Origin of the sequence: Promicromonospora citrea, from assembly GCF_013004695.1 — a bacterium.
GTDB classification, from domain to species: Bacteria; Actinomycetota; Actinomycetes; order Actinomycetales; family Cellulomonadaceae; genus Promicromonospora; species Promicromonospora citrea.
The window spans coordinates 1-25,450 of sequence record NZ_JABEMG010000069.1; the positions used below are offsets into that span (position 1 = coordinate 1).

Consider the following 25,450-nt stretch of genomic DNA (forward strand, 5'->3'; position numbering starts at 1 on the left):
CGCGCTCCACGAGGTGCTCGACCGCGAGGAGGACGCGCGGCGCAAGGAGGCGCGGGCCCGCGCGGAGCTCTTCCCGTGGAGCGCGACCGGCGAGGCGATGCTCGCGCTGCACACCCGCAGGCCGGAGCACCGGTGAGCCGAGCCCGCCCGGTCAGTCCCTGCCGGTGACCGGGAGCGCGGCGAGCAGGCGGAGCTGGTCGTGGGCGGTGTCGTCCTGCGGTGTGCAGACCACCATGACGGGCCCCGGGCTGCCCGGCAGCGGGTAGGCGTCCCACTCCAGCGCGACGTGCCCGACCTGCGGGTGCTGCACCACGCTGGCACCGTGCACGCTCTCCCGCACCTCGTGCGTCGCCCACAGCCGCCGGAACTCCGGGCTGCGGATGCTCAGCTCGCCCACCACCTCGACAGCTCGCGGGTGCGTCGGGTCGGCCGCGACGGCGGCGCGCAGCATGCCGATGTAGTCGAGCGCTATCGCCTCCCAGCTCGTGCAGCGCTCGGCGAAGCCGCCCTCGCCGAGCATGGCCAGGAGGAAGTTGCGCTCGCCGGGCGGGTAGTCCTCCGGGTCCGCGAGCAGAGCGACCGCGAGGTCGTTCCACGCCAGCACGTCGAGGTGCCTGCTCAGCACCACGGCGGGCACGCCCATCAGCGGGAGCAGCCGCGCGGTGCTCGCCGGCACCTCGTCACGACGGTGGCGCACGGGTGACTCGGGCAGGCGGGTGGCCCGGCCGAGCATGAACAGATGACGCCGGTCGGTGTCGTCCAGGCCGAGGGCGTCCGCGATCGCATCGGGCACGGCGTCCGACGGGCGCACGTTCCGGCCCTGCTCCAACCGCTGGTAGTAGTCGGCGCTGAGCCCCGCGAGCAGGGCGAGCTCCTCGCGACGCAGGCCCGCGACCTTGCGCCGGGCTCCCGGCACGAGGCCGAGGTCCTCCGGGGTGACGCGCTCGCGCCGCGAGCGCAGGAAGTCGCCGAGCTCGCGGGCGAAGGACCTGTCCGTCTCCATACGGTCCAGGGTGCGCCGCGGGCCCGGCGTCAGGGTGGTCCTGGCAGTCCGAGGGAGGCGAGGACGCGTGTGGCCGCGGCGGTCCCGCCTAGCGTCCACGACATGACGCACACGATCTCCGCTCCTCTGTCCGCCTGGACCGCCCATGACATCCCCGACCAGGGAGGCCGCCTGGCGGGCGAGGCCGCCGCTCGCGACATCGCGCGCGAGGTGCCCGGCGCGGCGCCCGAGGTCCGCGCGCTCGACCTCGGCTCGCTCGCCTCGGTGCGCCGGTTCGCCGCGGAGCTCACCGCCGACCATCCGGCCATCGACCTGCTGGTCAACAACGCGGGCCTCGTGCTGCTCTCGGACCGGCAGACCACCACGGACGGGTTCGAGCTGCACCTGGGCACGAACATGCTCGGTCACTTCACGCTCACGGGCCTGCTGCTGCCGGCGGTGGAGCGCGGTGACGGCCCACGCGTGGTCACGCTCAGCTCGATCGCCCACAAGAAGGCGCACCTCGACTTCGACGACCTCATGGCGGAGCGCTCCTTCCGGGCGTCGCCGGCCTACGGGGCGTCGAAGCTCGCGAACACCGTGTTCGGCTACGAGCTCGACCGGCGGCTCCGCCCCGTGCTCAGCGTGCTCGCCCACCCCGGCCTGTCCCGCACCAACCTGACGCCCCGCGCCTGGACGACCCGCGGCCGTGTGCTCCAGGCGCTCGGCAGGCTGTTCCTGAGCACGACCCAGCCTGTCGAGCAGGGCGCGCTCCCGCAGCTCTACGCCGCGACGGGTGCGGAGGTCCGGGGCGGCCAGTTCTTCGGGCCGGACGGGTTCCAGGAGCGTCGTGGTCGCCTCGGCGAGGTGCACGCGAGCGCCGAGGCGACCGACCCCGCCGTCGGCCGACGGCTGTGGGCGGTGGCGCAGGAGCTGACCGGGGTGTCGTTCCTGTAGGTCAGGCCTCGGGCAGCGGCAGCAGGCCGTGCTCGGCGAACACCCTCCGGGCGGCCCCGACCGCGTTGAGGGCGCGCGGGAACCCGCAGTAGACGGAGCTCTGCAGGAAGACCTCGATGATCTGCTCCGGCGTGAGGCCGACGTTGAGCGACGCGGCGATGTGCACCTCGAGCTGCGCCTCGGCGCCGCCCATCGCGGTGAGCAGCCCGAGCGTCACCAGCTCGCGCTGCTGGGGGTCGAGGCCGGGCCGGGACAGGATGTCCCCGTACCCCCACGCGACGATCTGGTGCCCGAGCTCCGGAGCGATGTCGGCCAGGGACTCGATCACGCCGTGACCGGAGGCGTCGTGCATGGCGTCGAGCACGGCCATGCCGGACGCGAATCGTTCCTCGCGGGTCGCCGCGGTGTCGGACATCGTTTTCTCCTTCTGAGCTGCCGGACGGGTGGGTGGGCTCGTTCGATGACGCAGGGGGTGCACGCCGGTGGGCGCGGCACCAGTCCAGCCCATGCGAGGCACGCAGCGCAAGACAACGATGCAGGTCAACCCAGTTTTTTTCGGATGATTCCACGAGCGGAGGCCACGCCCTCTTGCGCCGCGGGGCCAGGATGTGCGAGCGCTGGCGGGACGGTGCGCGCGTCGGCTAGGTTCGCGCGGTGCACAGGGTGTCGGTGGTCGGAGCGTCCGGGTCGGGCAAGTCGACGCTCGCGCGCCGTCTCGCCGAGCGCCTCGGCGCCCCGCACGTCGAGCTCGACGCGCTGCACTGGGGCCCGGGCTGGACGCCGCGCTCGCCCGCCGACCTCGAGGCCGACGCGCTCCAGGCCGTCTCCGGCGAGCGCTGGGTCGTGGACGGCAACTACTCCGCGTTGCGGCCGCTGGTCTGGGCGCGCGCCGACACCGTGGTGTGGGTGGACCCGCCGCGCCCCCTGGTGCTCGCGCGGGTGTACCGGCGGTCGTTCCGGCTGGCGGCGACCCAGGAGGAGCTCTGGCCGGGCACGGGCAACCGCCAGCCCTGGCGCGACGTGCTGATGCCCTGGGTGAAGGACTCGATCGTCCGGTGGTCCTGGTCGGAGCTGCGCAAGCACCCGGAGCGGTACGGGGCGGCGATGCGGGACCCGGCGTACGCGCACCTGACGTTCCACCACGTGCGCACGCGGCGGGCGGTGGAGGAGCTGGTCGCGGGGGCGGGGCCGAGGTCGTGAGCGCGGCCCCCGATCGGCACCTGCGGGTGCCTGGAGCGAAGGTACCGACGTGGACGAGATGCTGAGCGAGGGGCTGGCGGCCTTCCAGGCCGTCCCTGAGGCTCGTGCCGGCGTGCTCGACACCCGGTCCGGGGCCGGGGTGCACCCGGTACGGACGGCCGCTGGCGAGCGCGCGTACCTCAAGGTCACCCCGGGGCGGTCCGCGAGCGCCGAGCGCGAGCTGAGGTTCTATCGCCACCTCGCCGCGGACGTCCCCGTCGTCACGCCGCGCCTCCTCGGCGCCGCCTCCCTCTCCGCCGGCACAGCCCTCCTCCTGTCGGACGTCGGATCCGCTCGCCCGGCGTCGGCGTGGTCCGCATCCGACTGGGCCGCGCTGGGCGGGGCGCTCGCCGCCCTGCACTCGATGCCCCGTCCCGCCGGCACGAGGACCCGGCCGGAGCCGTTGCAGGGCGTCGACGACGAGCAGGCCCGTGCGTTCTGGAGCTCGTCGCTGCCCGACGTGGACGACCTGCTCGCGCGGCAGGACGCCATCCGGCGGCGGCTGGACGCGCAGCCGGCGGTGTTCGTCCATGGCGACTGTCACACGGACAACGTCGTGCTCCGGCCAGGCGGCGGCGTCGCCTTCTGTGACTGGCAGTCCTCGGGTGTCGGGCGAGCGTCCAGCGACCTGGCCTTTCTCAGCGTCCGGGTGACGCCGGACGGCGTCCGGATCCCGCCGGCTCTCCTGGATGCCTACGCGGCCCGACGTCAGGTCGACGCCGGCGCGCTCCGCCGGGCAGTCCTGCTGGAGGAGCTGGCGACCTATGTCTCCGTGTGGCCGCCCTACGCGGCGTACAACGACGCCGACGGTGTGCTTCGGGTCAGGAAGAGGGCACGAGAGCTGTGGGACGAGCTGCGTCCGGTGGTGTGAGGCCGGATCACCCCGCGAGCGCCGCCTGGAAGATGCCGAAGTTTCCCGTCATCCACCGGGCCGTCAGCCGAAGGGCCGCGATCCGCCAGCCGTCCGGCGTCCGCTCGAACCGGTTGGTGTAGTAGCCGTAGACCGTCTGGTCGCTGTCGCCCGTGCTGTTCGGGAGGTGGTGGCTGGCTCGGACGTAGGCGACGCCCGTGGCGTGATCGTCGTCGTCGAAGGTGATGACGTGATTGGTGATCATGTGCTGCGTCGCCGCGAACGACTCCATCCGCGGCGCCGTCATGGCGACCCAGTCGTCAGCGTCGAGGCGCACGGCGGGCTGGCCGAACCCCGCGCTGAAGTCGACGTCCACCTCGTCGGTGAAGCAGGTGCGGAACAGCTCCCAGTCGCGGGAGTCGGTGCCCGTGGCGTAGCGGAGCTGGACGGCCCTGATCTCCTCGAGGTCGAGCAGGCGGAGGATTTCGTGTGACGTTGTCATACGAACTACGGTGCGCCTTTCATGTGACAGTGTCAAGTAGGCTGGTCGCGTGGGAACCCGAGCCGAGACCGCTGCCGCCACCCGGCGCGCCCTGGTCCGTGCCGCGACGGAACTGCTCGACGAGGGCGGCCCAGACGCCGTGACGCTCCGCGCCGTCGGTGCCCGCGCGGGCGTGTCGCGCGGCGCCCCCTACGGGCACTTCACCCACAAGGAGCACCTGCTCACCCGACTCGCCATCGACACCTGGGACGCGCTCGCGGACGACGTGCGACGGCTACGGGAGGACGACGGGCGCGAGCCCCGCGAACGGCTGGAGCAGGCGCTGCTGGCCCTCGTCGAGCTGGGCCGACGCCATCCGCACCGCTACGCCCTGATGTTCGGCACGCCGGCCGACGACCCCGAGTCCGCGGCGGCCGCGAGCCGCGTGGAGGAGCAGTTCCTCGCCCTCGTCACCGACGCCGTGGGCGAGCAGGACGCGCTCCGCTACGGCGCTCTGCTGATGTCGGGCGCGCACGGGATCGCCGGCCTGGAGCTCAGCGGCCACCTGTCGGAGGACAAGTGGCAGGTGAGCGGGGACGAGCTGGTGCGGATGCTGGTGGAGGGCGTTGCGGGGAACGTGCCGTGACGAGCACCGATGCCCCGAGGCGAGGCTTCTGGTACCAGGCCGGACGACCGTTCCGCGCCCTCGGCCGCGGTGTCGCGCGAGTGATCGAGCTCCTGGACCTGGTCAGCCTGATCGGCAACATCGTCCGCGGCGTGGTCTGGCTCTTTCGCCTGGTCGGCCGGGTTCTGTTCGACGGGTCGTGAGCCGCACGGGGGTACGACAACGGCCCCCGACCGGCGTTCACGCAGGTCAGGGGCCGTTGTTGGTGTTTCTTGTGCGGTAGCGGTGGGCTCAGCACAGCGCTTTGTTCCACGTAATGCGTCATTGGACTACTACCCCGTTGACCTGCGCGTTTACCTGAATCGACTTGCACCGCGTCAGCCTGGATCGGCCGGGGACGGACCTCAAAGTGATGTGTAAGTCATGGCGCCCGCGCGGGTCTGTGACCCGGCCATGCTCCCGGCTCGGTGTCCCTGTTCCTCCGTCATCCGTTGGCGCGGGACGCGTCTCGGACATCGGTTCTGTCGTCGGTGCAACAGGTCCCGCCCGTCACGTGTCGGTGGGGTGGTTCGGGTAGCCGGCGGGACCTGTTGCGCCGGCGACGGGTTCGGTGTCAGGGTCCCGGTGAAGCCGACGGGTGACGGAGGGGCAGGGACGCCGCGGTCCCCTCGTTCCTCTTGATTCCCGCAGGTGCCCGCCGGAGGCATCGAGCTGCATGACGAGAGACGGTCTCGACTACTGGAGTCGGGGCCGTCTCTCGTGTTGTGTCGGGCCGTAGCCGACGGGGTGCGCGGAGGGGTGCGCGCAGGGCGCGAAGCGCCCGGAGCGGCGGGGCCCCGTAGCGCGGGCCCCCGGAGGCACAGGCCCGCGCCGCGCAGCGGCGCCTTGAGCCAGTAAAGAAACTCCTCACGGGCTGCTTTGCTCAACCAGCAGACCAGCCGCTGACAGTGCCGTGCTCAGCGAGTGTGGCAGGCAGGCGCACAATGGGCGCAGCCGTTAGCCGTCCTGTAGCCCCGCCCCTTGGCCGCGGCGACTGCGCCGCTGCACGACGCGAAGTAGCCAAGGTTGATTCGGTTGACCGGCCTCGGGAGGCACCCCTTGGTTGACGCCAGGTCGTGCACTTCGTAGTCCCCGTTTGGCTGAGCGTTGCTGTTCACGCAGTAGTTCGGCATAGCGCGACCTCCTAGGTCATCGGCTCACACGTCTTCGTGCGTGCTCGACGCTATTCCCGGGACTGGACGTGATGCCGTGAAAGTGGCGGGTGAACGGCGGGTGATGCGTTTCGCCTACTGAAATGTCGACATGTCGTCCGTGACGGCGTCGGCCCCGGCGACGCGCAATTCGGTACCACGACGCGGAGTCTTGGCGTAGCCAATGCACCGAGTTCCGACGCGCTGCGAGACTTCGACGTCGGAGACGGAGTCACCGATGAACACGGCTTGCTCAGCATCGACACCAAGCAAGTGCAGGGCCTGGTCCACGGTGTGGGTGTTGGGCTTCATGAGGTCAGGTCGACCGATGGGCCGTCCGACTACGGCGGTTACGTACGGTGACAACAACCAGCGGTCGAGATAGGCCCGGATCGCGCGTTCAGTGTTGTTGCTGACGATGACCACGGGCTTTCCGGTCCGATGGCATGCGACCAAGAGTTCGGCTGCTCCCCGCGTTGGCTTCGCTTGGCGCACCGATGCGATCTCGGCCTCGTCGCACCTCTTCTCCACCTCGGGCAGCGCCTCGGGCGCGTTCTCGGCCGTCCAGCGAAGGACCGCGAGGTGATCACTTGTCGTACCGATGTCGCTGCCGAGGATCACACCACGCGCACGCAGGGGCGACCGTGCCGAGTCCGCAGCTTCGAGATTGGCCGGTGCTGGCATAAGCGGGGTGACCGGGCCGTCGAAGTCGAGGAGTACGGCTTGGGCTGCGTTGAGCAGCTCGGCGGCGCGGCTCACGGGTTGGCCTTGGTGGCGATGGTGTCCCAGATGCTGTCGAACCAGAGTTGAGCCTGGGCGACGAACTGGGATCCGGGTGATTCGGGGTCGCCGTCGTCGGTGTAGTGGAACAGTTCGGAGTCGCGGCCGAGTGAGTCGTAGGTCGCGAGCCGGTCGTCTCCGATCCTGACTTCGTGTTCGCGCACGGGGTAGAACCCGAAGAAGACGTCGGTGCCGCTGAGGATGTAGGCCTTGAACAGCGGTGCTGATCCGTGGACGCGGGATTCGACGATGGCGCTGTGGACGAGGCCGAGGTCTTGCAGCTCTTCGACGCTGTCGTGGATGGTGGCGAGGTGGCGGGCGCCGATGCCGGCCATTCGCTCGCGCGCCTGGGCGCTGGCGGTCTCGTCGCCGGAGACCGCGACGGGTAGCGCGATGGGGCGCGTCATGTCGGGCAGGAGGATTCGGATGCGGATTTCGCGGGGGGTGAGCCGGCCGCTGCGGATCTTGTCGAGCGGTTCGGTGAGCAGGCCGGCCAGGGTCTCGGAGGTGTAGCCGACGAAGTCGATGGTGACGCTCTCGGCTTCGAAGATGCGCTCGATGTGGGGTCGCAGGCCGGCTGGGCGCGCGGCACGCTCGCGCACGAAGATCCCGCTCCCCTGCCGAGAGACCGTAAGGCCCTCGTCGCGCACGATGCGTAGTGCCTGCTGCACGGTCATGCGAGCGACGCCGAACATGCCGGCTAGCTCGTTCTGCGAGGGCAGGCGCTCTCCAGGCTGGAACTTGCGCCCGAGGATCGCGGCGCGGAGTGCCGCCGCTACCTGCTGGTACGGGGGCCGCGGGTCGTCCGGGTCGAGTTCGAGTTCCATGCTCCAAGCGTAGCGACCTGGCCAACCGAGCTAACCAAGTTCGGCACTAGGGGTTGACATGGCTAGCCAGGCTGGTGCAATCTCTTGTTCATCGCACCTGGCTAGCCAACCTAGCCACGATGATCAAGGAGATGACGAGATGGCGATGCAGCGACGGTTTGCGGTGGCTCACCAGGACGTGTTCCCGAAGGGGGCGTTCCTGAAGGGTGAGGTGGAGCCGGTGGTGGACTTCCAGGCTCCGAAGCGGGAGGACGGTTCGCGTCCGCAGCAGCGGGACAAGGACACGGGTCTGCTCTTGTGGCAGGTGGTGGTCCTGGACGCGGACGAGGAGGCGGGCAAGAAGGACACCGCGGTGACGGTGAAGATCGCTGCGGCGCACCAGCCGGTGCCGCCGGCGAACAAGACGCCGTTCCCGTGGACGCCGGTGGAGTTCGTGGGTCTGACGGCTCTGCCGTACGTAGACGACAACGGGTCCCGGCCGCGCCTGGCGTGGTCGTACAAGGCGGACGACCTGTGCGAGCCGGGCAAGGCCGACGTGCCCACGGCGGCGCGTCCTGACGCTGGCAAGGCGGCCGCCTGATGACCGGCCAGCCGGTGGGGGTGGCCGGTGCTGCGGCTGGCGCCCCCTCCCCGTCGGTCACCGAGCTGTTGGCGGTGGCGGTTGAGGTGGCGGGTCTGGTCAACGACCGGTCCAGCTATGTGACCGTCTCGTCGGGCACGGGTGCGGTGTGTGTCTGGGTGGAGTGTCAGGCCGATGCCGAGCACCTGTCCCGGTTGCTGCGGCTGGGTCGGGTGAGCGACTACCCCGCCTCGGAGACCTCTGAGGGGTTCACCGTGTGGTCGGGCGGGTCGTGGCCGAACGTGCAGATCAGCGTGTACTGCTCGCTGGCTGGTCAGGTTCGCCCGGTGCGGGCCTTCCCGGTGCGGGCCGGTGACCTCGACCAGCTCGACGTCCCGGTCCCCTACCAGCTGACCGAGGCCGCGTGATGACCCGCGCGGAGTCCCTGGCCACGGCTGCGGACTACCTGACCGACGCGGTGGGTGGTCTGGAGGGTGCCGCCCGGGTGCTGGATCGGGCCGGCGTGCTCGGCGCTGCGGACAAGGCACAGGCGCTGTGTGCGCGGGCGACGGATCTGCATGCGGAGATTCGCGGTGCTGCTCGTGCCGCGCACCGGGCCGAACGGCCCGACGTCTACGACGAGGCCGGCCGCTGGGTCGGAAACAAGAAGGGAACGAAGTGATGGCACTGGATGAGACGACCCGACAGGTGAACAAGCGGGCTGTGGCGGCGTTGGAGAACGCGGCGTGGCGGTTGGCGGAGGCTGACCAGAACGTGGGCAACGCGGTCGGGCCGCTGGAGGACCTGGGCAAGTACACCAACGCCCACGACCCGGCCCTGGAAGAGCTGCGCACCGTGGCGGCCCGGATCCGGGGTGCTCGGGAGGACGTGGGCCGGCGCCTGGCCGCAGAGAGCGAGGGGCAGTGATGTTCAACCGGCAGATCACCAAGGAGGACTACCCGGGCCTTCTCAACGCGATGGGTAACGACCTGACGGCCGCTCACGGCACGGTGTGGCGGATGCAGGAGTGGGCCTTTGAGGCCGGCCTGGAGGGTCTGGCCGACGCACTGGACGGTGTCGCACGCGCGATCGAGAGGGCGAACGGGGCGGCGCATGACGCCTGGCTGCGAATCGGCGACGAGATCGACTCGAAGGGAGCGAACTGATGCGCCTGTTCAAGCGTGGGAGGACTCGCCTCGAACTGGAGACCCAACTGCGGTGGGTTGAGGCGATCAGGCCGGTCATCGAGGACGCCGCCTTGAGCACCAACGTCCCGGCGATCAACGAATTCGACAAGGCCGGCCTACCGGACCTGTACGAGCACCTCGTGCGTGCGTGCAACGGCATGTGGGAGTTCCTGGACGCCGTCAACCACACGCGCGACCAACTGGACGACGCGCTCACCGAACTCGACCGCAGCGGCCGTGACAGGGAGGCAAGACGATGACCACCACGACGACCACCTGGACCATGGAGAGTCTGCGCGCTCGGCTGGATGCCCGCGTCGCTGTGGCTCGTGCCCGGCTTCACGGGGCGACGGTGGGGCACGCCGGCTGGCAGGGCAAGACCTGGCGCGCCCTGGCCTGGATCGCGTACCGGGACTGGATGTTCACCCGCGCCTTCGCGCTGTGGGCGGCCAAGCACTACCTGGCCGTCATCTTGGGTGCCGTGATCGCGGTGTCCTGGTGGGGGCTGCTCACCCTCGCGGAGGTTCCCGGGGACCGGATCACGGGGCCTGTTCTGGCGCTGCTGGTGTTCTGGTCCCCGGGCCTGGCCGTGGGCCTGTTCGCTGCGGTCGCGCCGGCTACGTACAAGCGTCGCCGGCATGCTCGGGCGATCGCCCGCAACTGGCCCGCCGTCGCAGAGGCATGCAACCTGTCCACGCGGCGTCCGGACGGGGCCGTGGTCATCTCCCGGCTGCGGCACGTGCACCACCGTCCCGGCGCCGTGGTGCTGCGGATCGAGACGTTCAGCGGCCAGACGCCCGAGAGCCTGCACCGTGCCGCACCGGCTGTCGCCTCGGCCTACCGGGCGCATGGGTTCGAGGTCATGCCCGTCAAGCCCGGGGTCCTGGACCTGGCGTTGTTCACGACCTACCGCATCGCGCCGATCACGGCGACCCTGCCGGTCCCCGAGGGCGCCAACCCTGACGCCCTGCCCGTGGGGGTCACCCGCACGGGGCACGTGGCCGAACTGGTCGTCCGTGGCCGGCACACCCTCGTGGTGGGTGCCACCGGCGCCGGCAAGGGCTCGGTCCTCTGGTCGGTCGTCGGTGGCCTGGCCCCGGCGGTCCACGAGGGCACGGTTCGGTTGTGGGGGCTGGACCTCAAGGGCGGGGTGGAGTTGGAGATGGGGCGTGCCCTGTTCGGTCAGGTCGCCTACGACTCCGAGACCGCCGTGCGCGTCCTGCAAGAGCTGCTGGCCGTGATCGACCAGCGCAAGGCCGCCATGCGCGGCGTCTCCCGCCTGCACGTCCCGACGCCGGCTGAGCCGCTGCACCTGCTGGTCATCGATGAGTTGGCTGACCTGATGGCCTACGCCGAGTTCGAGGTCCGCCGTGAGGCCGACCGGCTGATGTCCAAGATCCTCACCCAGGGCCGGGCGCTGGGGGTGGTGGTCATGTCGTGTGTGCAGAACCCGCGTCAGGAGGCTGTGGGGCAGCGCAACCTGTACTCCCAGAAGGTCGCCCTGCGGCTGGACTCCGACGTCGAGGCCGACATGGTGCTCGGCCCGGCCGCGTTGCAGGCACCGGCGCACGAGATCTCGCGCTCCGACCCCGGCACCGGATACCTCGTGCGCGAGGACGGGGCACCGGTCATGGTCCGGTTCGCCTACTGGCCTGACGACCTGATCCGCCAGACCGCGACCCGGTACGCCGCCCCAGCCACGCACGCTGCGCCGGCCCCTCGTGACGGGATGGACGCCGCCAACGCCTGGGCTGCTGCCGGAGGCCGGCTGTCCGTGGTGGACAACCTCGACAAGCCCACCAACGAGCTCGACGGCACCGACGAGAAGCCCGCCCGAGTCCGCAAGCGGTCCCCGCGCAAGCCTCGTGCCCCGCGCTCGACCACCTCGACGGCCTCGACGTCGACAGACTCGACTGGTGAGGGGGCCCCGTCATGACCGCCCCTGCACCGGTGGCCAGGATCGCCGCGGACTCTCGCCCGGTGCTGATCGTCACCGTCATCACCACCGCCGCCGTCGCGCTGGCCTCGTTCGCGCTGTCGTTCGCCTCGCTGCGCGACGCTGCCCTGTGGGGTCGGGTGCCCGAGGGGCTGGCGTTCCTCGTGCCGGTGGTCATCGATGCCTCGGTGCTCGTCTACGGACTCGTCGCGCTCGTGCTCCGGTCCCGTGGCCGTTCCGGTGCGTGGGCGTGGACGCTGATGCTGCTGTTCACCGTGGTGTCCATCGGCGCCAACGCCGCACACGCCTACGACGTGGGCCCGCAGCTGCGCACCATCGTCGGCGTCGTCCTGGTCGCCCTCGCACCGCTGTCGGTGCTGACCTCGACCCACGCCCTCGCGCTCCTGGTCGTGGCTGACGGCCCCTCGCCGGCTACCGCTACCGCCCCGGAGCCTGAGGTTGCCGCCGAGCCTGCCCCGGAGCCTGCTCCTGAGCTGACGCCCGCGCCCGCCGCTGCCGAGCTGCCGGCGCCCGCTTCGGTTCCCACGCCGGCCCCGGTTCCGACACCGGCACCTGCTCCTGCTGTTGCGCCGGCTGTTCGTCGTCCACGGTTGGGCCGGCTGACCCCGGTCACCCAGGACGCCCTGGACCTGGGGATGAACATGGCAGGGGTGGACGCATGATCGCCTCCGCCGACCAGATGCGCGACGCCGCCTGCGCCCGCCCCAAGAACAGCGCTCTGCCGTGGATCGACGACGCGCCCTCGCCTGCTGCTCGACGCCGCATGGCCACGGTGTGCGCCGGCTGCCCCGTGCTGGCGCTGTGCTCGTGGGAAGCCTCGACCGTCGAGACGACCGCTGGGTTCTGGGCCGGGTCTGACCGCAACGCCCCGGCTGAACCTGTGCAGGGGATGCTGCCGTTCGAGGTCGCGGCATGACGCAGCTCGACACGTTCCCCGGGTTCGGGGAGCACGCTCCACTGGACGTGTCCCCGGGCACCCTGACGTTCGCTGCTCAGGCTGCCCGGGGCCGCACCTTCCGCACCGCCCTGGACGCCTTCGCCGAAACCGCCGCCGCGGTCGGGTTCTGCTCCCACCCGATCCGCCTCAACGGGTCCTCCATGACCATCGACACCACCACCGGCGTGGTCGTCTCCGAGTACCACGGCGCCGACGCACCCATGGGGCAGCTCTACCGCCCCTGCGGCAACCGGCGCGCCGACGTCTGCCCCGCCTGCTCCCGCATCTACGCCCGCGACACCTTCGCGATGATCCGCTCCGGCCTCCTGGGCGGCAAGACCGTCCCCGAGACCGTCGCTCAGAACCCCCTGGTGTTCGCGACCCTGACCGCGCCCTCGTTCGGGCACGTGCACGGGACCCGGCCGAAGAACGGGCACAAGGCCGGTGGCACCTGCCGTCCCTACGACCGCACCAAGACCTGCCCCCACGGGCGGTCCATGTCCTGCATGCGCGTGCACACCGACACCGACCCGATCGTGGGCTCGCCCCTGTGCTGGGACTGCTACGACTTCACCACCGCCGTCGTCTGGCAGTGGCACGCCCCCGAACTCTGGCGGCGGTTCACCATCGCCCTTCGCCGGGCCCTGGCCAGCTACCTCGGCCTGACCGACTCGCAGCTGCGCGACGTGTGCTCGGTGCAGTACGCGAAGGTCGCCGAGTACCAGGCACGCGGGCTGGTGCACTTCCACGCCCTCATCCGCCTCGACGGCCCCGACGGACCCGGCTCCCCCGCCCCCGTCGACGGGACCACCCTCGCCGGCCTCATCGAACAGGCCGCACGCGGGGTCCGGCTCGATGTTCCTCCGGTCGACGGTGCAGACGTGCCGCGCGTGCTGGCCTTCGGGACCCAGCTCGACGTGCGGACCGTGCGCACCGGCCTACCGGGAACGGCGGCTCACTCAGACGTTGAGGATGCGCGCACCTCCGACACCCTCGTCCCCGAGCAGGTGGCCGGCTACCTGGCCAAGTACGCCACCAAGTCCACCAACGTCGACCCCGCCTCACCCCGCCCGCACCTGGCCCGGCTGACCAGGGAGTGCCGGCGCCTCGCGGACCGTGCCGCCACCGCCTGCCGGCCAGACGGGTACGAGCCGGAGGAAGACGAGGACGGGTGCGTGTGCGGGACCTGCATCGACTCGCCGTACCGGCTGCTGGCCAAGTGGGCACACATGCTCGGCTTCCGCGGCCACTTCTCCACCAAGTCCCGCCGCTACTCGGTCACCCTCGGCCGCCTGCGCGCCGCCAGGGCTCGGTACGCGCGTCTCAAGGCCCAAGCCGAACGCGACGGGCAACCCCTGGACGTGACCGACCTGGAACGCCGGCTCCTGGCCGACGACGAAGAAACCACCCTCGTCGTGCAGGGGTCCTGGACCTACGCCGGCACCGGCTGGTCGACCAACGGCGAGAAGGAGCTAGCCGAGGCTGCCGCAGCTCGAGCACGCGAGTACGCGCAGTGGAAGGCGGCACAGAACCGACCGGGCCAGCCGGCCTGACCAACGAGCACGACGCGGTGGATGTGGAAGGAGCAGGACGATGGATGCGAAGACGACGACGCGGCGGACGCTGATGACGCCGGAGGATCTGGCGGCGTACCTGGGTGTGACGCTGCACTGTGTCTACGGCTGGTCGAGCCGTGGCGGTGGGCCTCGGGTGCTGCGTGTGGGGTCTCGCCTGCGCTACCGGCCGGACGACGTGGAGGCGTGGCTGGACAGCGTGGCCGACGACGACGCGCGGAGGGCCGGCTGATGCCTCGTGCTGCGCTGCCTCCGGGGCGGTGGGGACGGATCACGAGTACGCAGCGTGGTCCTCGGCAGTGGCGTGCGCGCGCCTACTACCGGGACTACGCGGGTGTGCGCCGGCTGGTCGAGGCGAATGGTCCGACGGCGACCCAGGCGGAGGCTGCGCTGCTGGACAAGCTGCACGAGATGTCCGCCGGCCAGACCGGGGGTGTTGTGGCGATCACGGCTGAGACGCGGATGAACGTCGCGTTCGATGAGTGGTGGCGGGAGCGTCAGCTGGAGGGTGAGCTGACTCTCCAGTCGTTCGACACGTACGGGAGCAATCTGCGGACGCATCTGCGGCCGGCGCTGGGGAACCTGCGGGTGCGTGAGGTGACTCCGGTGGTCGTGAACCGGCTGCTGGCGGGGATCAGTCTCCAGGGCAAGCACGACGTCGCGCGGCAGTCGCGCAACATCCTGACGCAGGTGATGGCGATGTGCGTGCGCTACGGCGCGGTCTCGGTGAACCCGGTGCGGGATGCGGCTCCGGTTCGTCGGTCGCGGGGGCCTCGTGAGATTCGGACTCTGGCGCTGGACCAGATTCCGGTGCTGCGGAAGGCGGTGCGGGAGTGGGAGGACCGGCCGGCCAAGAGGGGCGTCCGGAACATCACGCTGCTGCCGCAGATCGTGGACACGATGCTGGGGACGGGGCTGCGGATCGGTGAGTGCCTGGCGTTGCGGGAGGACGACCTCCAGCTCGACGGTGACGCTCCGACGCTGACGGTGCACGGGACGGTGGTGCGCGTCGCGGTGCGGCCGGCTGCGGAGGGTGAGCCGGCTCGTCGTCAGCTCGTGCGGCAGGCCAAGCCCAAGTCGGACTCGTCGCGCCGGACTGTGACACTCCCGCCGTTCGTGGTGGTGGCGCTGCGGGAGGCTCTGGACCTCGGGCTGGACGGCGGCCCGGACCGTCTGGTGTTTCCCTCGACGCGGGGCACGCCCCGTTCTCCGAGCCGTGTGCGGGAGCAGCTGCGGGAGGCTCTGGAGGGCACGGGGGTGACGGTGCGGCCGCACGACTTCCGCCGTACGGTCGCGTCGCTGCTGGACGCCGAGCTCGACACCAAGACGGCGGCGGCTCAGCTCGGGCACTCGACGGAGGCGACCACGCTGCGGCACTACGTGAAGCGGACGCACGTCGCGCCGGACGTCCGGGTGGTGCTGGACCTGCTCGTCACTCAGCCTGACGCGGACCGCGGGAACGCCAATGTCATGGGTAAGTGATGGATCCGGGGGTACGACAACGGCCCCCGACCGATGTTTGCGCAGGTCAGGGGCCGTTCTCGGTGTTTCTTGTGCGGTAGCGGTGGGATTTGAACCCACGGTGGACTTGCACCCACACACGCTTTCGAGGCGTGCTCCTTAGGCCGCTCGGACACGCTACCTTCGCCCACCACATCAGCAGCGGGCCGTAGCAGGATACCTGGTCGAGGCCCCGTTCCACGAATCGGCGGCACAGCCCCACGGCAGGAGCCCCGCGGGGTGAAGTTGTCCCACCACGCCGCGGGCTCCGTCCGGCGGTGACCACCGGACCGTAGAGCACGACCGTAGAGTGGTGACATGGCGACGACCGCTGACGCAGAGCCCCTCCCCGAGCTCGGGGACGACCCGGCTACGGCCGACCTGCCCGAGCACGAGGGCAAGGCCGGCGACCTCGTCGAGCGCACGGCGGCCGCGATCCGCACGTGGATCATCACCGGCACGTCCCGGCCGGGCGACCGGCTGTCGGAGAAGGCGGTCGCCGAGGAGCTCGACGTCTCCCGCAACACGCTCCGCGAGGCCTTCCGCGTGCTCACGCACGAGAACCTGCTGGTGCGGCGTCCGCACGCCGGGGTGATGGTCGCCGTCCCGACGCTCGCCTCGATCCTGGACATCTACCGCGTGCGCCGCATGATCGAGGTGCAGGCCCTCGGCGGCGCGCTCCCCGGTCACCCGGCGACCGAGATCATGCGGGACGCGGTGCAGACGGCCGTGCGCGCCCGCGAGGCGCAGGACTGGCCCGCGGCGGGCACGGCGAACATGGAGTTCCACCGCGGCATCGTGGCCCTGTGCGACAGCGCGCACCTCGACCGCCTGTACGCGACGGTCTCGGCCGAGCTGCGGCTCGCGTTCGGGCTGCTCGCCAACCCGGAGTACCTGCACGCGCCGTACGTGGAGCGCAACGCCCGCATCCTCGAGCTGACCCTCGCCGGGGACAGTGCGGCGGCGGCCGCGGAGCTCGACGACTACCTCGTGCAGTCCGAGAGGACCGTGGCGGCCGCGTACTCGCGCCGCACCTGACCTCACCGCGCCGGCAACGCCCGCAGCAGGTCGGCGAGCTGCTGACGCGTCGCGGCGACGTACCCGTTCGGCAGCCGCATCGCGGCGTCCCAGATCTCGCGCTCCCCCGGCGTCTGGCGTTCCAGCACCGTCATGTTCTCGGTGAGGTCGAGGCGCCGGTTGAACCCCTGCACGGTGTCGCGCCACCGGTGCAGGTCGGTGACGAGGGCCGCGTCCCTGCGCCGGTCGAGCGCGCCCGAGACGAGCGCCGCGTCGACCGCCGACGCCGCGAGCCGCGCGAAGACGGCGCGGGGCCGGTCGTCCACGGTGCGCGCGAACTCGTTGCCAGCCAGCACGGCCTGGTTGCGCTCCAGCTCGCGCCGCACGGCGGCGAGCACCTGCGTGTGCCGCTCGGCGGCGCTGCTCAGCCGTTCGACGACGAGGCCCGTCATGCCCGCGACGAGCGTCAGGGAGTTGACGGCGGGCTCCCAGCGCGGCTCGGCGGGCAGCGCGAACCACAGCACGCCGAGCACGAACGCGGTGGTCAGCAGCCCGTAGGTCACGGTGGCGACCGCGGCGCGGATCACGGCGACGTGCCGCCCCGCCGCCCCGTCGAGGCCGGGCACGGCTCACGCCCAGATGGTGAAGGGCCGGTCGTCCGGCCGCGGCTCGGGCACGCCCGGGCTCACCAGGTAGACCCGGTCGCCGGGACGCAGGGCCGCGAGCACCCGCTCGAGCGCGGCCGCGGCGTCGTCGGCGCCGCTGGTGGCGAGGTCCAGGCGCAGGGAGAGGATCCCCGTCGGTGCGGGCCGGCGCAACGGGTGGGCGGACGACGGCTCGCCGCCGGCCGGAGGGCGCCGCCGGGCCCGGGACACCGCCCGGGCGAACGGGCGGAGCCGGCGTCTGACGCGCTGCTGCACTGTCCTGTCGACCATGTCGGTTCCTCCGGCGTGGGCGGGCAACTCTGTCGCTGCACAACCAGAGTAGTGACGTGGGACACAGTTGACCAGTTTGTTGGACAACTCTTCACATCCCTGCTGAGGCGCCGGCCAGGGCTGTCATGCGTTTGCCCAGGCGGGGTAGTGTGCCGACACCGCTCAGGGAGGACATCGATGCCCGCACCCACACTCTTCGACTACGCGGACCACAGCCCGTACTCGCACCCCGGCAACCACGCCGGGTTCCTCGCCGAGCTGAGCACGGAGCCGGAGGAGCTGCACCGGTTCACCTGCTCGACGGTCGTCCACTACAGGGCGGACGGCCAGCAGCTCACGGAGGCCCAGAAGGCCGATCCCGACCGGCGCTGGGTGACGTCGATCCTCGACGCCGCCGAGCTGCGCGCCCCGCTCGACGGACCGCGCACAGCGGGCCAGCAGGTCGCCGGGTGCTGCCGGGACCACACCCTGCTCACCGTCGGCGTGCTGCGCAGCCACGGCATCCCTGCCCGCACCCGCATCGGCTTCGCCCGCTACTTCGAGGCCGGCTGGAACTCCGACCACGTCGTCGGCGAGCGCTGGGACGGCACCCGCTGGGTGCGGTTCGATCCGGAGCTGGGCCAGGCCGACTTCTCGTTCGACGTGCACGACATGCCCACGGGCCCCGAGTCGCCGTTCCCGACAGCGGCCGAGGCGTGGCTCGCGATCCGCTCCGGTGCGGCCGACCCCGACACGTTCGGCGTCGGCAGGGACCACCCCGTGCTGCGCGGCCGGAGCTTCGTGCGCGACTACGTGCTGCTCGAGGTGGCCCACCGGCACCGCGACGAGCTGCTGCTGTGGGACCTGTGGGGCGCTCGCCTGGCCAACCCCCTGGTGCGCGACGCCCTGCCGGGCGGGGCGGAACGCTGGGTCGAGGAGGCGGGCCTCGTCGGCACCGACGTGTCCGACACCGAGCTCGACGCGGTGGCGGACGAGCTCGCCTACCTGCTCGTCGCCGCCGACGCCGGAGACGTCGAGGCCGCCGACCAGCTCGCCGAGCTGTACCGCGAGGACGTGCGCCTGCACCCCGGCGAGCGGGTCGTCACGCTGTCGCCGACGGGCCACCACGCCGTGACGGACCTGGCGGACCGGTAGCCGGGCTCAGCCGAGCCGGTCGGCCAGCTCCGTCAGCACGTCGCTCGTGCCCGCGTCGATCTTGACGGTCGCGTACCGGTCGCCGCGGGTGATGCCCCGGTTGACGATGACGACGGGCTTGCCCGCCTCGGCGGCGCGGCGCACGAACCGCAGGCCGCTCATCACCGTGAGCGACGACCCGGCCACGAGCAGCGCGTCCGCGCCGTCGACCATCGCGAACGCCCGCTCGACGCGCTCGCGCGGCACGTTCTCGCCGAAGTAGACGATCTCGGGCTTGAGCACGCCGCCGCAGAACTCGCAGGGGGCGGGCGTGAAGTGCGCCGTCGACTCGATGACGGCGTCGGCGTCGGGTGCGATCTCGATGTCGGCGACGTCGCCCACCGACTCGAGGAAGCCCGGGTTGAGGGCGTCGAGGCGCTCGGCGAGGTGGCTGCGCGAGATGACGCGGCCGCAGGTCAGGCAGATCACGCGGTCGTAGCGTCCGTGCAGGTCGATGACGTTGCGGGAGCCCGCGTCCTCGTGCAGCAGGTCGACGTTCTGCGTGATGATGCCGGCCAGCACGCCCTTCTCCTCGAGCCGGACGAGCGCACGGTGGCCGGCGTTCGGCAGCGTGCGGTTCACGTACCGCCAGCCCACGTGGTTGCGCGCCCAGTAGTGCCGGCGGAAGTCCTCGTCGCCCACGAACTGCTGGTACGTCATGGGGGTGCGGGGCGGCGAGTCGGGGCCGCGGTAGTCCGGGATGCCGGAGTCGGTCGAGACCCCCGCGCCCGTGAGCGCCGCGAGGGACAGGCCGCCCAGCACCTCGACGGCGTCGTCCACGGTGGTGCGGGCGACCTCGACGGGCTCGGGCTGCCAGGTGGTGGGGCGGGCTTGAGGGAACACCCTCCCAGGGTATGCCCGCCTCGCGCCGCGGGATCGGGCGTGTGTTTGATGTCGCAGCCTGTGCCCTACCGCTAGCCTGGGGCACCGGTGTGCACAGCGGCATGAGGGGACGGCGTGGGCGACTCAGCGATCTCCCGGATCGACAGCACCTTGGCGGGCGACGACTTCGGCTGGTCGGTGACCCTGGTCGGCGAGGACCAGTCCGACAAGCTCGCCACGCTCGCCCAGCACCTCGACGACGGCCACTCGACCACGGGTGACGGCAAGCGGGTCCCGTCGGGCTACTCGTACTGGGGCATCGGCCCGACCATCGCGTGGTTCAACGCCTCCAACGACCCCACCTACATGGTGATCAAGGTGGGCACCGAGATGTTCCGCCGGCAGTGGCGCACCCTGTCCCCGCTCGTCACCGACGAGTGCGTGCACCTGGTGAGCCTCGGTGTCGGCACGGGCGCCAAGGACGGCATGTTCCTGGAGGCCATGCGGCGGGCCCACCCGCAGATGCTCTACGTGCCGGTGGACATGAGCGCGGAGATGCTCCGCACCGGGTCCCGGAGGGCCGTACGGGACGCGCACTTCCCGCTCGACCGCTCGCTCGGCCTGCAGATCGACCTCTCGCTGGACGGCAACCTCGAGGAGCTCCAGCTCGTCCTCGACCGGCTGGTCGGGGACGAGCCGATCCTGTTCTCGCTCGTCGGCAACACCGTGGCCAACTTCGACGACGACCTGAGCTTCCTCAGCGGGCTCGCCCGCGTGCTCCGGCCCCAGGACCGCATGCTCGTGGAGTTCGCGACGACAGAGGACCTCACGTCGTCCGCCGTGCGTGCCGCGGAGGCCGAGTACCGGCAGACGCGCGGGTTCGTCGAGTTCGTGGCGAGCGCCGTGCGCTACAACACGGACCTGCGGATCGACCTCGACCAGATCCGGTTCGCCGGGGCGGTGCGGGACGAGAGCATCCTGCTCAAGGTGTTCTGGCAGAACGCGAGCGGCGAGGAGCTCCGGATGCTCATCCCCGGCAGCCGGCCGATCCACCTGCCGCCCGACGACACGATCCGGCTGTACACGACCCGCAAGTACACGACGGAGCGCATCGACCGGCTCGTCACGGAGGCGGGGCTGCGCACCACGCACGTGCAGCGCGAACGGTTCCGGCACACGCAGCGACCCAGCCCGTTCGGCCTCGAGCTGCGGCTCGTGGCCCACGACGAGTCGGCACCGACGACGCTGCCGGCGTTCGACGTGTGGAAGTGACCCGGCGGCACCTGCCGGCTCTGCGGCGCCGGGCCGCGGCGGTGTGGTCGAGCCGGCGGTGGGCGCGGCGGCGGGTCGCGGCGGTGTGGTCGAGCCGGCGGTGGGCGCGGCGGCGGCGGGTCGCGGTCGCCGTCGCGACGTACGCGCTGCTCGGCGTCGCCTTCGTGCTGGGCATCCTGTGGATCCTGGGGATCGGGCCGGAGTGGGAGCCGTGGGTCAACTCCCTGACCCTGCTGGCCGGTGTGACGGGCCTCGTGGTCGAGCGGCAGAACGCCGAGACCGAGCGCCGTGCCGAGGTCGTGGCGTCGGTGGGCTTCGAGCTGCGGCAGAACCGAGCGATCGTCGAACGGCGGCTCTCCGGGCTGCGGACCGGCGGCGAGCAGGCCCTGGCGGTGAGTCCACGCCTGGCGTCGTCCGCCGTCGACGCCGCGCTCGCCTCCGGCGTGCTGTCCCGCCCGCCGGACCGCGCCGTCGTCGAGAAGCTGCACCGCTGGCGCGAGCGGGTCCAGGGCTACAACTGGCGCCGCGACCTCACCGAGCTCGAGCTGATCCTCCTCAAGTACCAGCACGACGACGACCTGCGCACGAACCTGTCGAGCATCGCGAACGAGCGGCTGTACCTCCTGCGGCTGCGCACCGAGCTGGACGGTCTGCGCACGGCCCTCCCGGACGTCTGACCGCTCAGCCGCGCCGCGCCTCGAAGAAGGCACGCAGGAGCGCCCCGCACTCGTCCTCGCGCACTCCCCCGAGCACCTCGACCTCGTGCAGCGCCCGCTGGTCACGCACGAGGTCCCACACGGATCCGGTCGCACCGGCCTTCGGGTCCCAGGCTCCCAGCACGAGGCGGCCGACCCGGGCCTGCACGAGCGCACCCGCGCACATGGGGCACGGTTCGAGGGTCACCACGAGCGTGCAGCCGGACAGCCGCCACGTGCCGCGCGCGGCCGCCGCCGCGCGCATCGCGAGCACCTCGGCGTGCGCGGTCGGGTCCCCCGTCGCCTCCCGCTCGTTGTGCCCGAGGCCGACGACGCCTCCCGCCTCGTCGAGCACCACGGCGCCCACGGGCACGTCCCCGGTGTCGAGCGCACGGCGCGCCTCGTCGAGCGCCGCGCCCATCCAGCGCTCCCAGTAGGCACGGCGTCCGACGACGCTCATCGCTGCGGTGTCCGGCACACAGGCCACCCTAGTGACCCGGGGCGTGTGGGACTCGCTACGTTCCGGGGTTTCTGGCCGTGCCCGCGCGTGGTCGGCCGGTAGCGTTGGCCCCATGCGCCTCCACGTCGTCGATCATCCGCTGGTCGCCCACAAGCTGACCGTCCTGCGGGACGAGACCACGGCCTCGCCCACATTCCGCCTGCTCGTGGACGAGCTCGTGACGCTCCTGGCCTACGAGGCCACGCGCGAGATCGCCACGGAGCCGCACGAGGTGAGGACGCCGATCACCACCATGACGGGCACGCGGCTCGCCTCGCCGCCGCCGCTCGTCGTGCCGATCCTGCGTGCGGGCCTCGGCATGCTCGACGGCATGAGCCGCCTGCTGCCGACGGCCGAGGTCGGGTTCCTCGGCCTCGTGCGCGACGAGGAGACGTTCAAGGCCGTCACCTACGCCAACCGCCTGCCCGACGACCTCACCGGCCGGCACGTGTTCCTCATCGACCCGATGCTCGCCACCGGCGGCACGCTGGTCGCGGCGATCGACTACGTGCTCGAGCGGGGGGCGCGCGAGGTGACGGCGGTCTGCCTGCTCGCGGCGCCCGAGGGCATCACGCTGCTCGAGGAGCACGTGGGCGACCGCGCGAACCTCACCGTGGTCGTCGCGGCCGTGGACGAGCGGCTCAACGAGAAGGCCTACATCGTGCCCGGGCTGGGCGACGCGGGCGACCGGCTCTACGGCATCGTCTGATCCGCCGGGCCGGGCCTCCGGGCCCGGCTCAGTCGCAGAACCCGCCCCAGGGCCACGAGCGACCCGAACGCATCGATGCGGGCGCGGGCGACGCCGACGGCGGGGCGCTCTGGTCCGGCGTGGGGGCCGGGCGGCAGATGTCGCCGCCCTCGTTGCCGAGGCACGCGGCGCCCTTGGCCCAGAAGGTCTGCTCCACGTGACGCTTCTCGCCCTCGAGCTCGCGCGTCAGGCGCAGGGTCACGTAGCCACCGTTGCCCATCGGCACCTGCCGGACGATCTCGAGCGCCGTCGTCGCGCCGGCGGGGACCTGCGTCTCCGGGCTGGACTCGCCGGTCGCCTCGCGCGTCAGCAGACCCGTCCAGTCGCGGCCCGTGCGGTTCTCCACCGCGGCGGTGATCCGGACCGTGCGGTCGACGCACTCGGTGGCGACCGCGACGCCGACGTCGGTCGCCGACCAGGTCAGCTCGGCGCACGAGTCGAACGCGACCTCGAGCGTCCCGAGCGTCTGCCCGGCCGCGCGCAGGTCGACCGTCCCGGTGCCCCAGACGACGGTGTACTCGATCGTCGCCGTCTCACCGGCGGGCACCGTCTTCGTGACGTCGCCGACGTGGAACGTCACGGGCAGCGTCGACTCCTTGTTGCTCACGCCGACCGTGAACGTCTTCACCGAGGCGTCGCGCGCCGGGTCGAACTGGCACTCGCCCGCGGCGACCGCGCTCGCGGCCAGCATGACCGGGGCGATCCGAGCGGAGTCGAAGGACTTCGTCGGGTGCTTCCTCGGGGTCACGGGCCCGGCGGGCAGGTCGCCGTCCTCGTCGACGCCCTCGCGCGAGAGGCGGAACGTGGCCTCCCCGCCGGCGAGCTCGCGCCGGTCCGTGTTCACGGTCAGCGTCGCCGTGCCACCCGCCGCGACGCGCCGGACGTCCGACTCCAGCACCGTGTCGCCGACCGGCACCCGCAGGACGACGCTCATCGTCTCGGCGGTGCGGTTGGTGAGCGTGCCCTCGACGGCGACGGAGCCGCCGTGGTTGAGGGTCCGCACGCTGGTCTCGGTCTCCCACCGCGGCACGTAGCAGTCCTTCGCCGCGTGCTCGCCCGCGCCCACGCGCGTGGTGAACGGGCTGCCGTCGACCTCCGTCGACAGCACGTAGGACGCCTGTCCCGCCGGCACGCGCAGGCCGTCCGGCACCACGAGCTGCACGGAGGAGCCCGGCGCGAGCTTGTCGGAGAACGCCGACTGCTGCCCGGCCGCCTCCATCGCGACGCGCACGGTGCGCTCGGTCGTGTTCGTGTAGGTGCCCGCCACGGCGGCCTTCGCCGTGCCGGCCGGCCCGGAGTCGAGGCAGACGGCGCTCGCCTGGCCCGCGCCCGTCGCTGCGTCGGCCCACGCCGACGTGAGGGCGAGCGTGGCCGACGCGGAATGGGCGTTGCCCTCGACGACGGGCCGGACGGTCGCGGCGCCGAGCTCGGACCAGGTCGCCGAGGACTCGCCGACCGCCGCGATCGTCAGCGCCGTGTCGACGACGCCGCCCGGCGACAGCTCGACCGCTGCTGCCGCCGTGCCCGCCGCGGGCGCGCAGCGCCAGGCGTTCGGCCCGTCGGCCGCGGTGCAGCTCAGCTCGGGCTGGGCCGAGGCGGGCCGCACGCCGGCGGGCAGCGCGACCTCGACGGCCCAGGCCCCTGCCGCCACGCCGCGGTCGCCCGTGCTGGTCAGGCGGACGGGCAGCATGGCGGTGCCGGGGCTCGCGAGCGACACGCCCTCCGTCGCCGCGGTCAGCTCGGGACCGAACGGCGCGACGGTGCGGCCGGGGAGGTCGAGCTCCGTCGGCTCCATGCCGTCGGCCCACACCTCGGCGCCCACGGGGTAGTCGCCGCCGGCGGTGGCCCGCACGGGCACCACGACCCGGACCACCTCGCCCGGCGCGATCTCACCGAGCGCGCAGTGCAGGATCGCCTCCTGCTCGGTCCGCGTGCAGGCCGCGGGCCCGGTCGTGCTCGTGAGCCCGACGGTGTCCGGGGTCGCCGGCGGGGTGTCGGGCATGGCCTGGGTCTCGCCCTCGCCCGCGGGCTCCCCTGCCTCGACGGTCCCCTCCGCGGTGCCGGGGGTCGTGGTCGAGGCGGCGCCCGTCGGCGACGTGGTCGGGACGGGCGGCGTGCTCGCGGTGTCGACGGGCTCCGTGGCGGAGGCGGCCACGAGCCGGCCGCCGACGCCCGCGCCGAACGGGCCGGAGGGCCGCGCGACGCTCATTCCCTCCGGCAGGGTGATCTCGAGCTGCGTGCCCGTGGCCGGGACCTCGCCGGTGTTCTCGAGCACGAAGGACAGGTCCTGCGTCTGCCGCGGCTGCAGCGGCTGGTCGGCGTCGGCGTAGCCGAGCACGAGGTACGGCACGGTGGTGGTCGTCGACCCGTCGGCGTCGACGTCGGTGGGCAGCGCCGGGCTGTCGTCGACGGTCTCGGCGCCGGACTCCTCCCGGCCGTCCTGCGTGGCGACGACGGCGTCGGCGACGGACACCGGTGCGGCCTCGATCGGCGACGTGAGCTGCAGCGCCGCGACCACGCCCACCGCGGCGACGGCGATGGCGCCCGCGGCCACGCTGCCCCCGGTGGCGGCGGCAGCGGCCGAGGCGACGGCACCGGCGGTCGCGGAGACCGCTGACGACACCCCGCCGCCGGCCGTGCTCAC

At 72.1% G+C, this 25,450-nt stretch carries 32 protein-coding genes and 1 tRNA gene; 22 read left to right on the plus strand and 11 right to left on the minus strand.

Translation table 11 applies throughout. From position 1 onward, the window contains the following. Positions 1-151: 151 nt before the first annotated feature. Positions 152-1,003, minus strand: a complete 852-nt coding sequence (locus HLB15_RS13930; protein ID WP_171106368.1) for a helix-turn-helix transcriptional regulator — start codon at positions 1,001-1,003, stop codon at positions 152-154. A 102-nt stretch (positions 1,004-1,105) separates the two neighbouring features. Between HLB15_RS13930 and HLB15_RS13935 the strand changes: the two genes are divergently transcribed. After that, a complete protein-coding gene (locus tag HLB15_RS13935) occupies positions 1,106-1,939 on the plus strand; it encodes an oxidoreductase (protein WP_212759870.1) in 834 nt (277 codons plus the stop codon). A 1-nt stretch (position 1,940) separates the two neighbouring features. Here HLB15_RS13935 and HLB15_RS13940 read toward each other — a convergent pair whose 3' ends face one another. Next, a complete protein-coding gene (locus HLB15_RS13940; RefSeq protein WP_171106369.1) occupies positions 1,941-2,354 on the minus strand; it encodes a carboxymuconolactone decarboxylase family protein in 414 nt (137 codons plus the stop codon). Between the two features lie 239 nt (positions 2,355-2,593). On the opposite strand from HLB15_RS13940, the gene HLB15_RS13945 reads away from it, so the two are divergent. Both HLB15_RS13945 and HLB15_RS13950 read left to right on the plus strand, forming a co-directional pair. Beyond that, a complete protein-coding gene (locus HLB15_RS13945; RefSeq protein WP_171106370.1) occupies positions 2,594-3,139 on the plus strand; it encodes an AAA family ATPase in 546 nt (181 codons plus the stop codon). Between the two features lie 58 nt (positions 3,140-3,197). Further along, positions 3,198-4,049: an aminoglycoside phosphotransferase family protein gene (locus HLB15_RS13950; RefSeq protein ID WP_229785170.1), complete on the plus strand. Its 852-nt coding sequence runs from the start codon at positions 3,198-3,200 to the stop codon at positions 4,047-4,049. A gap of 7 nt (positions 4,050-4,056) precedes the next feature. Here HLB15_RS13950 and HLB15_RS13955 read toward each other — a convergent pair whose 3' ends face one another. Next, positions 4,057-4,530 carry a nuclear transport factor 2 family protein gene (locus HLB15_RS13955; RefSeq protein WP_171106372.1) on the minus strand — a complete coding sequence of 158 codons (474 nt, stop codon included), beginning with the start codon at positions 4,528-4,530 and terminating at the stop codon, positions 4,057-4,059. Positions 4,531-4,579: 49 nt separating this feature from the next. Between HLB15_RS13955 and HLB15_RS13960 the strand changes: the two genes are divergently transcribed. Then, positions 4,580-5,155: a TetR/AcrR family transcriptional regulator gene (locus tag HLB15_RS13960; RefSeq protein WP_171106373.1), complete on the plus strand. Its 576-nt coding sequence runs from the start codon at positions 4,580-4,582 to the stop codon at positions 5,153-5,155. After that, on the plus strand, positions 5,152-5,337 hold the full coding sequence (locus HLB15_RS13965) for a hypothetical protein (RefSeq protein ID WP_171106374.1): 186 nt from the start codon (positions 5,152-5,154) through the stop codon (positions 5,335-5,337). Before HLB15_RS13960 ends, HLB15_RS13965 begins: the two co-directional genes overlap by 4 nt. Positions 5,338-6,420: 1,083 nt before the next feature. Here the strand turns inward: HLB15_RS13965 and HLB15_RS13970 are convergent. After that, positions 6,421-7,083, minus strand: a complete 663-nt coding sequence (locus tag HLB15_RS13970; RefSeq protein ID WP_171106375.1) for an HAD family hydrolase — start codon at positions 7,081-7,083, stop codon at positions 6,421-6,423. Next, positions 7,080-7,931 carry a GntR family transcriptional regulator gene (locus tag HLB15_RS13975; protein WP_171106376.1) on the minus strand — a complete coding sequence of 284 codons (852 nt, stop codon included), beginning with the start codon at positions 7,929-7,931 and terminating at the stop codon, positions 7,080-7,082. The genes HLB15_RS13970 and HLB15_RS13975 overlap by 4 nt, the downstream gene beginning before the upstream one ends. 163 nt (positions 7,932-8,094) lie before the next feature. Between HLB15_RS13975 and HLB15_RS13980 the strand changes: the two genes are divergently transcribed. The 12 genes from HLB15_RS13980 (at position 8,095) to HLB15_RS14035 (ending at position 15,627) form a co-directional block, all read left to right on the plus strand. Continuing rightward, complete coding sequence (locus HLB15_RS13980) at positions 8,095-8,511, plus strand: plasmid replication, integration and excision activator (protein ID WP_229785137.1); 417 nt, start codon at positions 8,095-8,097, stop codon at positions 8,509-8,511. Beyond that, complete coding sequence (locus HLB15_RS13985) at positions 8,511-8,918, plus strand: hypothetical protein (protein WP_171106378.1); 408 nt, start codon at positions 8,511-8,513, stop codon at positions 8,916-8,918. The genes HLB15_RS13980 and HLB15_RS13985 overlap by 1 nt, the downstream gene beginning before the upstream one ends. Beyond that, the gene (locus tag HLB15_RS13990) at positions 8,918-9,172 is read left to right on the plus strand and encodes a hypothetical protein (protein ID WP_171106379.1); all 255 of its coding nucleotides are present in this window, start codon (positions 8,918-8,920) and stop codon (positions 9,170-9,172) included. The genes HLB15_RS13985 and HLB15_RS13990 overlap by 1 nt, the downstream gene beginning before the upstream one ends. A 26-nt stretch (positions 9,173-9,198) precedes the next feature. After that, positions 9,199-9,417 carry a hypothetical protein gene (locus HLB15_RS13995; RefSeq protein ID WP_171106380.1) on the plus strand — a complete coding sequence of 73 codons (219 nt, stop codon included), beginning with the start codon at positions 9,199-9,201 and terminating at the stop codon, positions 9,415-9,417. Further along, positions 9,417-9,656 (plus strand): hypothetical protein, encoded by a 240-nt coding sequence (locus tag HLB15_RS14000; protein WP_171106381.1) that lies wholly within the window; start codon positions 9,417-9,419, stop codon positions 9,654-9,656. The genes HLB15_RS13995 and HLB15_RS14000 overlap by 1 nt, the downstream gene beginning before the upstream one ends. Further along, positions 9,656-9,937: a hypothetical protein gene (locus HLB15_RS14005; protein ID WP_171106382.1), complete on the plus strand. Its 282-nt coding sequence runs from the start codon at positions 9,656-9,658 to the stop codon at positions 9,935-9,937. The genes HLB15_RS14000 and HLB15_RS14005 overlap by 1 nt, the downstream gene beginning before the upstream one ends. Further along, entirely contained in the window at positions 9,934-11,613 is a 1,680-nt protein-coding gene (locus tag HLB15_RS14010; protein ID WP_171106383.1) for an FtsK/SpoIIIE domain-containing protein, read from the plus strand. The genes HLB15_RS14005 and HLB15_RS14010 overlap by 4 nt, the downstream gene beginning before the upstream one ends. Before the next feature lie 44 nt (positions 11,614-11,657). Next, positions 11,658-12,296: a DUF2637 domain-containing protein gene (locus HLB15_RS14015; protein WP_171106384.1), complete on the plus strand. Its 639-nt coding sequence runs from the start codon at positions 11,658-11,660 to the stop codon at positions 12,294-12,296. Continuing rightward, positions 12,293-12,550 carry a WhiB family transcriptional regulator gene (locus HLB15_RS14020; protein ID WP_171106385.1) on the plus strand — a complete coding sequence of 86 codons (258 nt, stop codon included), beginning with the start codon at positions 12,293-12,295 and terminating at the stop codon, positions 12,548-12,550. Before HLB15_RS14015 ends, HLB15_RS14020 begins: the two co-directional genes overlap by 4 nt. Then, positions 12,547-14,124 (plus strand): replication initiator, encoded by a 1,578-nt coding sequence (locus HLB15_RS14025; RefSeq protein ID WP_171106386.1) that lies wholly within the window; start codon positions 12,547-12,549, stop codon positions 14,122-14,124. The genes HLB15_RS14020 and HLB15_RS14025 overlap by 4 nt, the downstream gene beginning before the upstream one ends. Positions 14,125-14,164: 40 nt before the next feature. Next, a complete protein-coding gene (locus HLB15_RS14030) occupies positions 14,165-14,377 on the plus strand; it encodes a helix-turn-helix domain-containing protein (RefSeq protein ID WP_171106387.1) in 213 nt (70 codons plus the stop codon). Between the two features lie 104 nt (positions 14,378-14,481). Beyond that, a complete protein-coding gene (locus HLB15_RS14035; RefSeq protein WP_171106388.1) occupies positions 14,482-15,627 on the plus strand; it encodes a tyrosine-type recombinase/integrase in 1,146 nt (381 codons plus the stop codon). A gap of 74 nt (positions 15,628-15,701) precedes the next feature. On the opposite strand, the gene HLB15_RS14040 is transcribed toward HLB15_RS14035, so the two are convergent. Then, positions 15,702-15,788 (minus strand) — tRNA-Ser (locus HLB15_RS14040). Positions 15,789-15,963: 175 nt separating this feature from the next. Here HLB15_RS14040 and HLB15_RS14045 point away from each other — a divergent pair. Further along, positions 15,964-16,683 (plus strand): GntR family transcriptional regulator, encoded by a 720-nt coding sequence (locus HLB15_RS14045; RefSeq protein WP_171106389.1) that lies wholly within the window; start codon positions 15,964-15,966, stop codon positions 16,681-16,683. Positions 16,684-16,685: 2 nt separating this feature from the next. On the opposite strand, the gene HLB15_RS14050 is transcribed toward HLB15_RS14045, so the two are convergent. Together HLB15_RS14050 and HLB15_RS14055 are read right to left on the minus strand one after the other, a co-directional pair. Continuing rightward, positions 16,686-17,288 (minus strand): hypothetical protein, encoded by a 603-nt coding sequence (locus tag HLB15_RS14050; RefSeq protein WP_171106390.1) that lies wholly within the window; start codon positions 17,286-17,288, stop codon positions 16,686-16,688. 3 nt (positions 17,289-17,291) lie between these two features. Next, positions 17,292-17,597 (minus strand): hypothetical protein, encoded by a 306-nt coding sequence (locus HLB15_RS14055; protein ID WP_171106391.1) that lies wholly within the window; start codon positions 17,595-17,597, stop codon positions 17,292-17,294. A 177-nt stretch (positions 17,598-17,774) separates the two neighbouring features. Here HLB15_RS14055 and HLB15_RS14060 point away from each other — a divergent pair, with 177 nt between their 5' ends. Further along, the gene (locus HLB15_RS14060) at positions 17,775-18,731 is read left to right on the plus strand and encodes a transglutaminase-like domain-containing protein (RefSeq protein WP_171106392.1); all 957 of its coding nucleotides are present in this window, start codon (positions 17,775-17,777) and stop codon (positions 18,729-18,731) included. A 6-nt stretch (positions 18,732-18,737) separates the two neighbouring features. Here HLB15_RS14060 and HLB15_RS14065 read toward each other — a convergent pair whose 3' ends face one another. Next, positions 18,738-19,550 (minus strand): Sir2 family NAD-dependent protein deacetylase, encoded by an 813-nt coding sequence (locus HLB15_RS14065; RefSeq protein WP_171106398.1) that lies wholly within the window; start codon positions 19,548-19,550, stop codon positions 18,738-18,740. A 177-nt stretch (positions 19,551-19,727) separates the two neighbouring features. Between HLB15_RS14065 and HLB15_RS14070 the strand changes: the two genes are divergently transcribed. Together HLB15_RS14070 and HLB15_RS14075 are read left to right on the plus strand one after the other, a co-directional pair. Further along, the gene (locus HLB15_RS14070) at positions 19,728-20,864 is read left to right on the plus strand and encodes an L-histidine N(alpha)-methyltransferase (RefSeq protein WP_171106393.1); all 1,137 of its coding nucleotides are present in this window, start codon (positions 19,728-19,730) and stop codon (positions 20,862-20,864) included. After that, positions 20,861-21,541 carry a hypothetical protein gene (locus HLB15_RS14075; protein WP_171106394.1) on the plus strand — a complete coding sequence of 227 codons (681 nt, stop codon included), beginning with the start codon at positions 20,861-20,863 and terminating at the stop codon, positions 21,539-21,541. Before HLB15_RS14070 ends, HLB15_RS14075 begins: the two co-directional genes overlap by 4 nt. Positions 21,542-21,545: 4 nt before the next feature. On the opposite strand, the gene HLB15_RS14080 is transcribed toward HLB15_RS14075, so the two are convergent. Continuing rightward, the gene (locus HLB15_RS14080) at positions 21,546-21,980 is read right to left on the minus strand and encodes a nucleoside deaminase (protein ID WP_171106399.1); all 435 of its coding nucleotides are present in this window, start codon (positions 21,978-21,980) and stop codon (positions 21,546-21,548) included. Between the two features lie 151 nt (positions 21,981-22,131). Here HLB15_RS14080 and upp point away from each other — a divergent pair, with 151 nt between their 5' ends. Then, positions 22,132-22,767: a uracil phosphoribosyltransferase gene (gene upp / locus HLB15_RS14085; protein WP_171106395.1), complete on the plus strand. Its 636-nt coding sequence runs from the start codon at positions 22,132-22,134 to the stop codon at positions 22,765-22,767. Between the two features lie 28 nt (positions 22,768-22,795). On the opposite strand, the gene HLB15_RS14090 is transcribed toward upp, so the two are convergent. After that, positions 22,796-25,450, minus strand: a 2,655-nt coding sequence (locus HLB15_RS14090; protein ID WP_171106396.1) for a hypothetical protein, incomplete at its 5' end; no start/stop codon positions are given.

Coding starts and splice junctions, on each gene's coding strand:
- HLB15_RS13930 (WP_171106368.1), bottom strand. CDS start 1,003: ATGGAGACGGACAGGTCCTTCGCCCGCGAGCTCGGCGACTTCCTGCGC.
- HLB15_RS13935 (WP_212759870.1), top strand. CDS start 1,106: ATGACGCACACGATCTCCGCTCCTCTGTCCGCCTGGACCGCCCATGAC.
- HLB15_RS13940 (WP_171106369.1), bottom strand. CDS start 2,354: ATGTCCGACACCGCGGCGACCCGCGAGGAACGATTCGCGTCCGGCATG.
- HLB15_RS13950 (WP_229785170.1), top strand. CDS start 3,198: ATGCTGAGCGAGGGGCTGGCGGCCTTCCAGGCCGTCCCTGAGGCTCGT.
- HLB15_RS13955 (WP_171106372.1), bottom strand. CDS start 4,530: ATGACAACGTCACACGAAATCCTCCGCCTGCTCGACCTCGAGGAGATC.
- HLB15_RS13975 (WP_171106376.1), bottom strand. CDS start 7,931: ATGGAACTCGAACTCGACCCGGACGACCCGCGGCCCCCGTACCAGCAG.
- HLB15_RS13985 (WP_171106378.1), top strand. CDS start 8,511: ATGACCGGCCAGCCGGTGGGGGTGGCCGGTGCTGCGGCTGGCGCCCCC.
- HLB15_RS13990 (WP_171106379.1), top strand. CDS start 8,918: ATGACCCGCGCGGAGTCCCTGGCCACGGCTGCGGACTACCTGACCGAC.
- HLB15_RS14000 (WP_171106381.1), top strand. CDS start 9,417: ATGTTCAACCGGCAGATCACCAAGGAGGACTACCCGGGCCTTCTCAAC.
- HLB15_RS14005 (WP_171106382.1), top strand. CDS start 9,656: ATGCGCCTGTTCAAGCGTGGGAGGACTCGCCTCGAACTGGAGACCCAA.
- HLB15_RS14010 (WP_171106383.1), top strand. CDS start 9,934: ATGACCACCACGACGACCACCTGGACCATGGAGAGTCTGCGCGCTCGG.
- HLB15_RS14020 (WP_171106385.1), top strand. CDS start 12,293: ATGATCGCCTCCGCCGACCAGATGCGCGACGCCGCCTGCGCCCGCCCC.
- HLB15_RS14025 (WP_171106386.1), top strand. CDS start 12,547: ATGACGCAGCTCGACACGTTCCCCGGGTTCGGGGAGCACGCTCCACTG.
- HLB15_RS14030 (WP_171106387.1), top strand. CDS start 14,165: ATGGATGCGAAGACGACGACGCGGCGGACGCTGATGACGCCGGAGGAT.
- HLB15_RS14045 (WP_171106389.1), top strand. CDS start 15,964: ATGGCGACGACCGCTGACGCAGAGCCCCTCCCCGAGCTCGGGGACGAC.
- HLB15_RS14055 (WP_171106391.1), bottom strand. CDS start 17,597: ATGGTCGACAGGACAGTGCAGCAGCGCGTCAGACGCCGGCTCCGCCCG.
- HLB15_RS14060 (WP_171106392.1), top strand. CDS start 17,775: ATGCCCGCACCCACACTCTTCGACTACGCGGACCACAGCCCGTACTCG.
- HLB15_RS14080 (WP_171106399.1), bottom strand. CDS start 21,980: ATGGGCGCGGCGCTCGACGAGGCGCGCCGTGCGCTCGACACCGGGGAC.
- upp (WP_171106395.1), top strand. CDS start 22,132: ATGCGCCTCCACGTCGTCGATCATCCGCTGGTCGCCCACAAGCTGACC.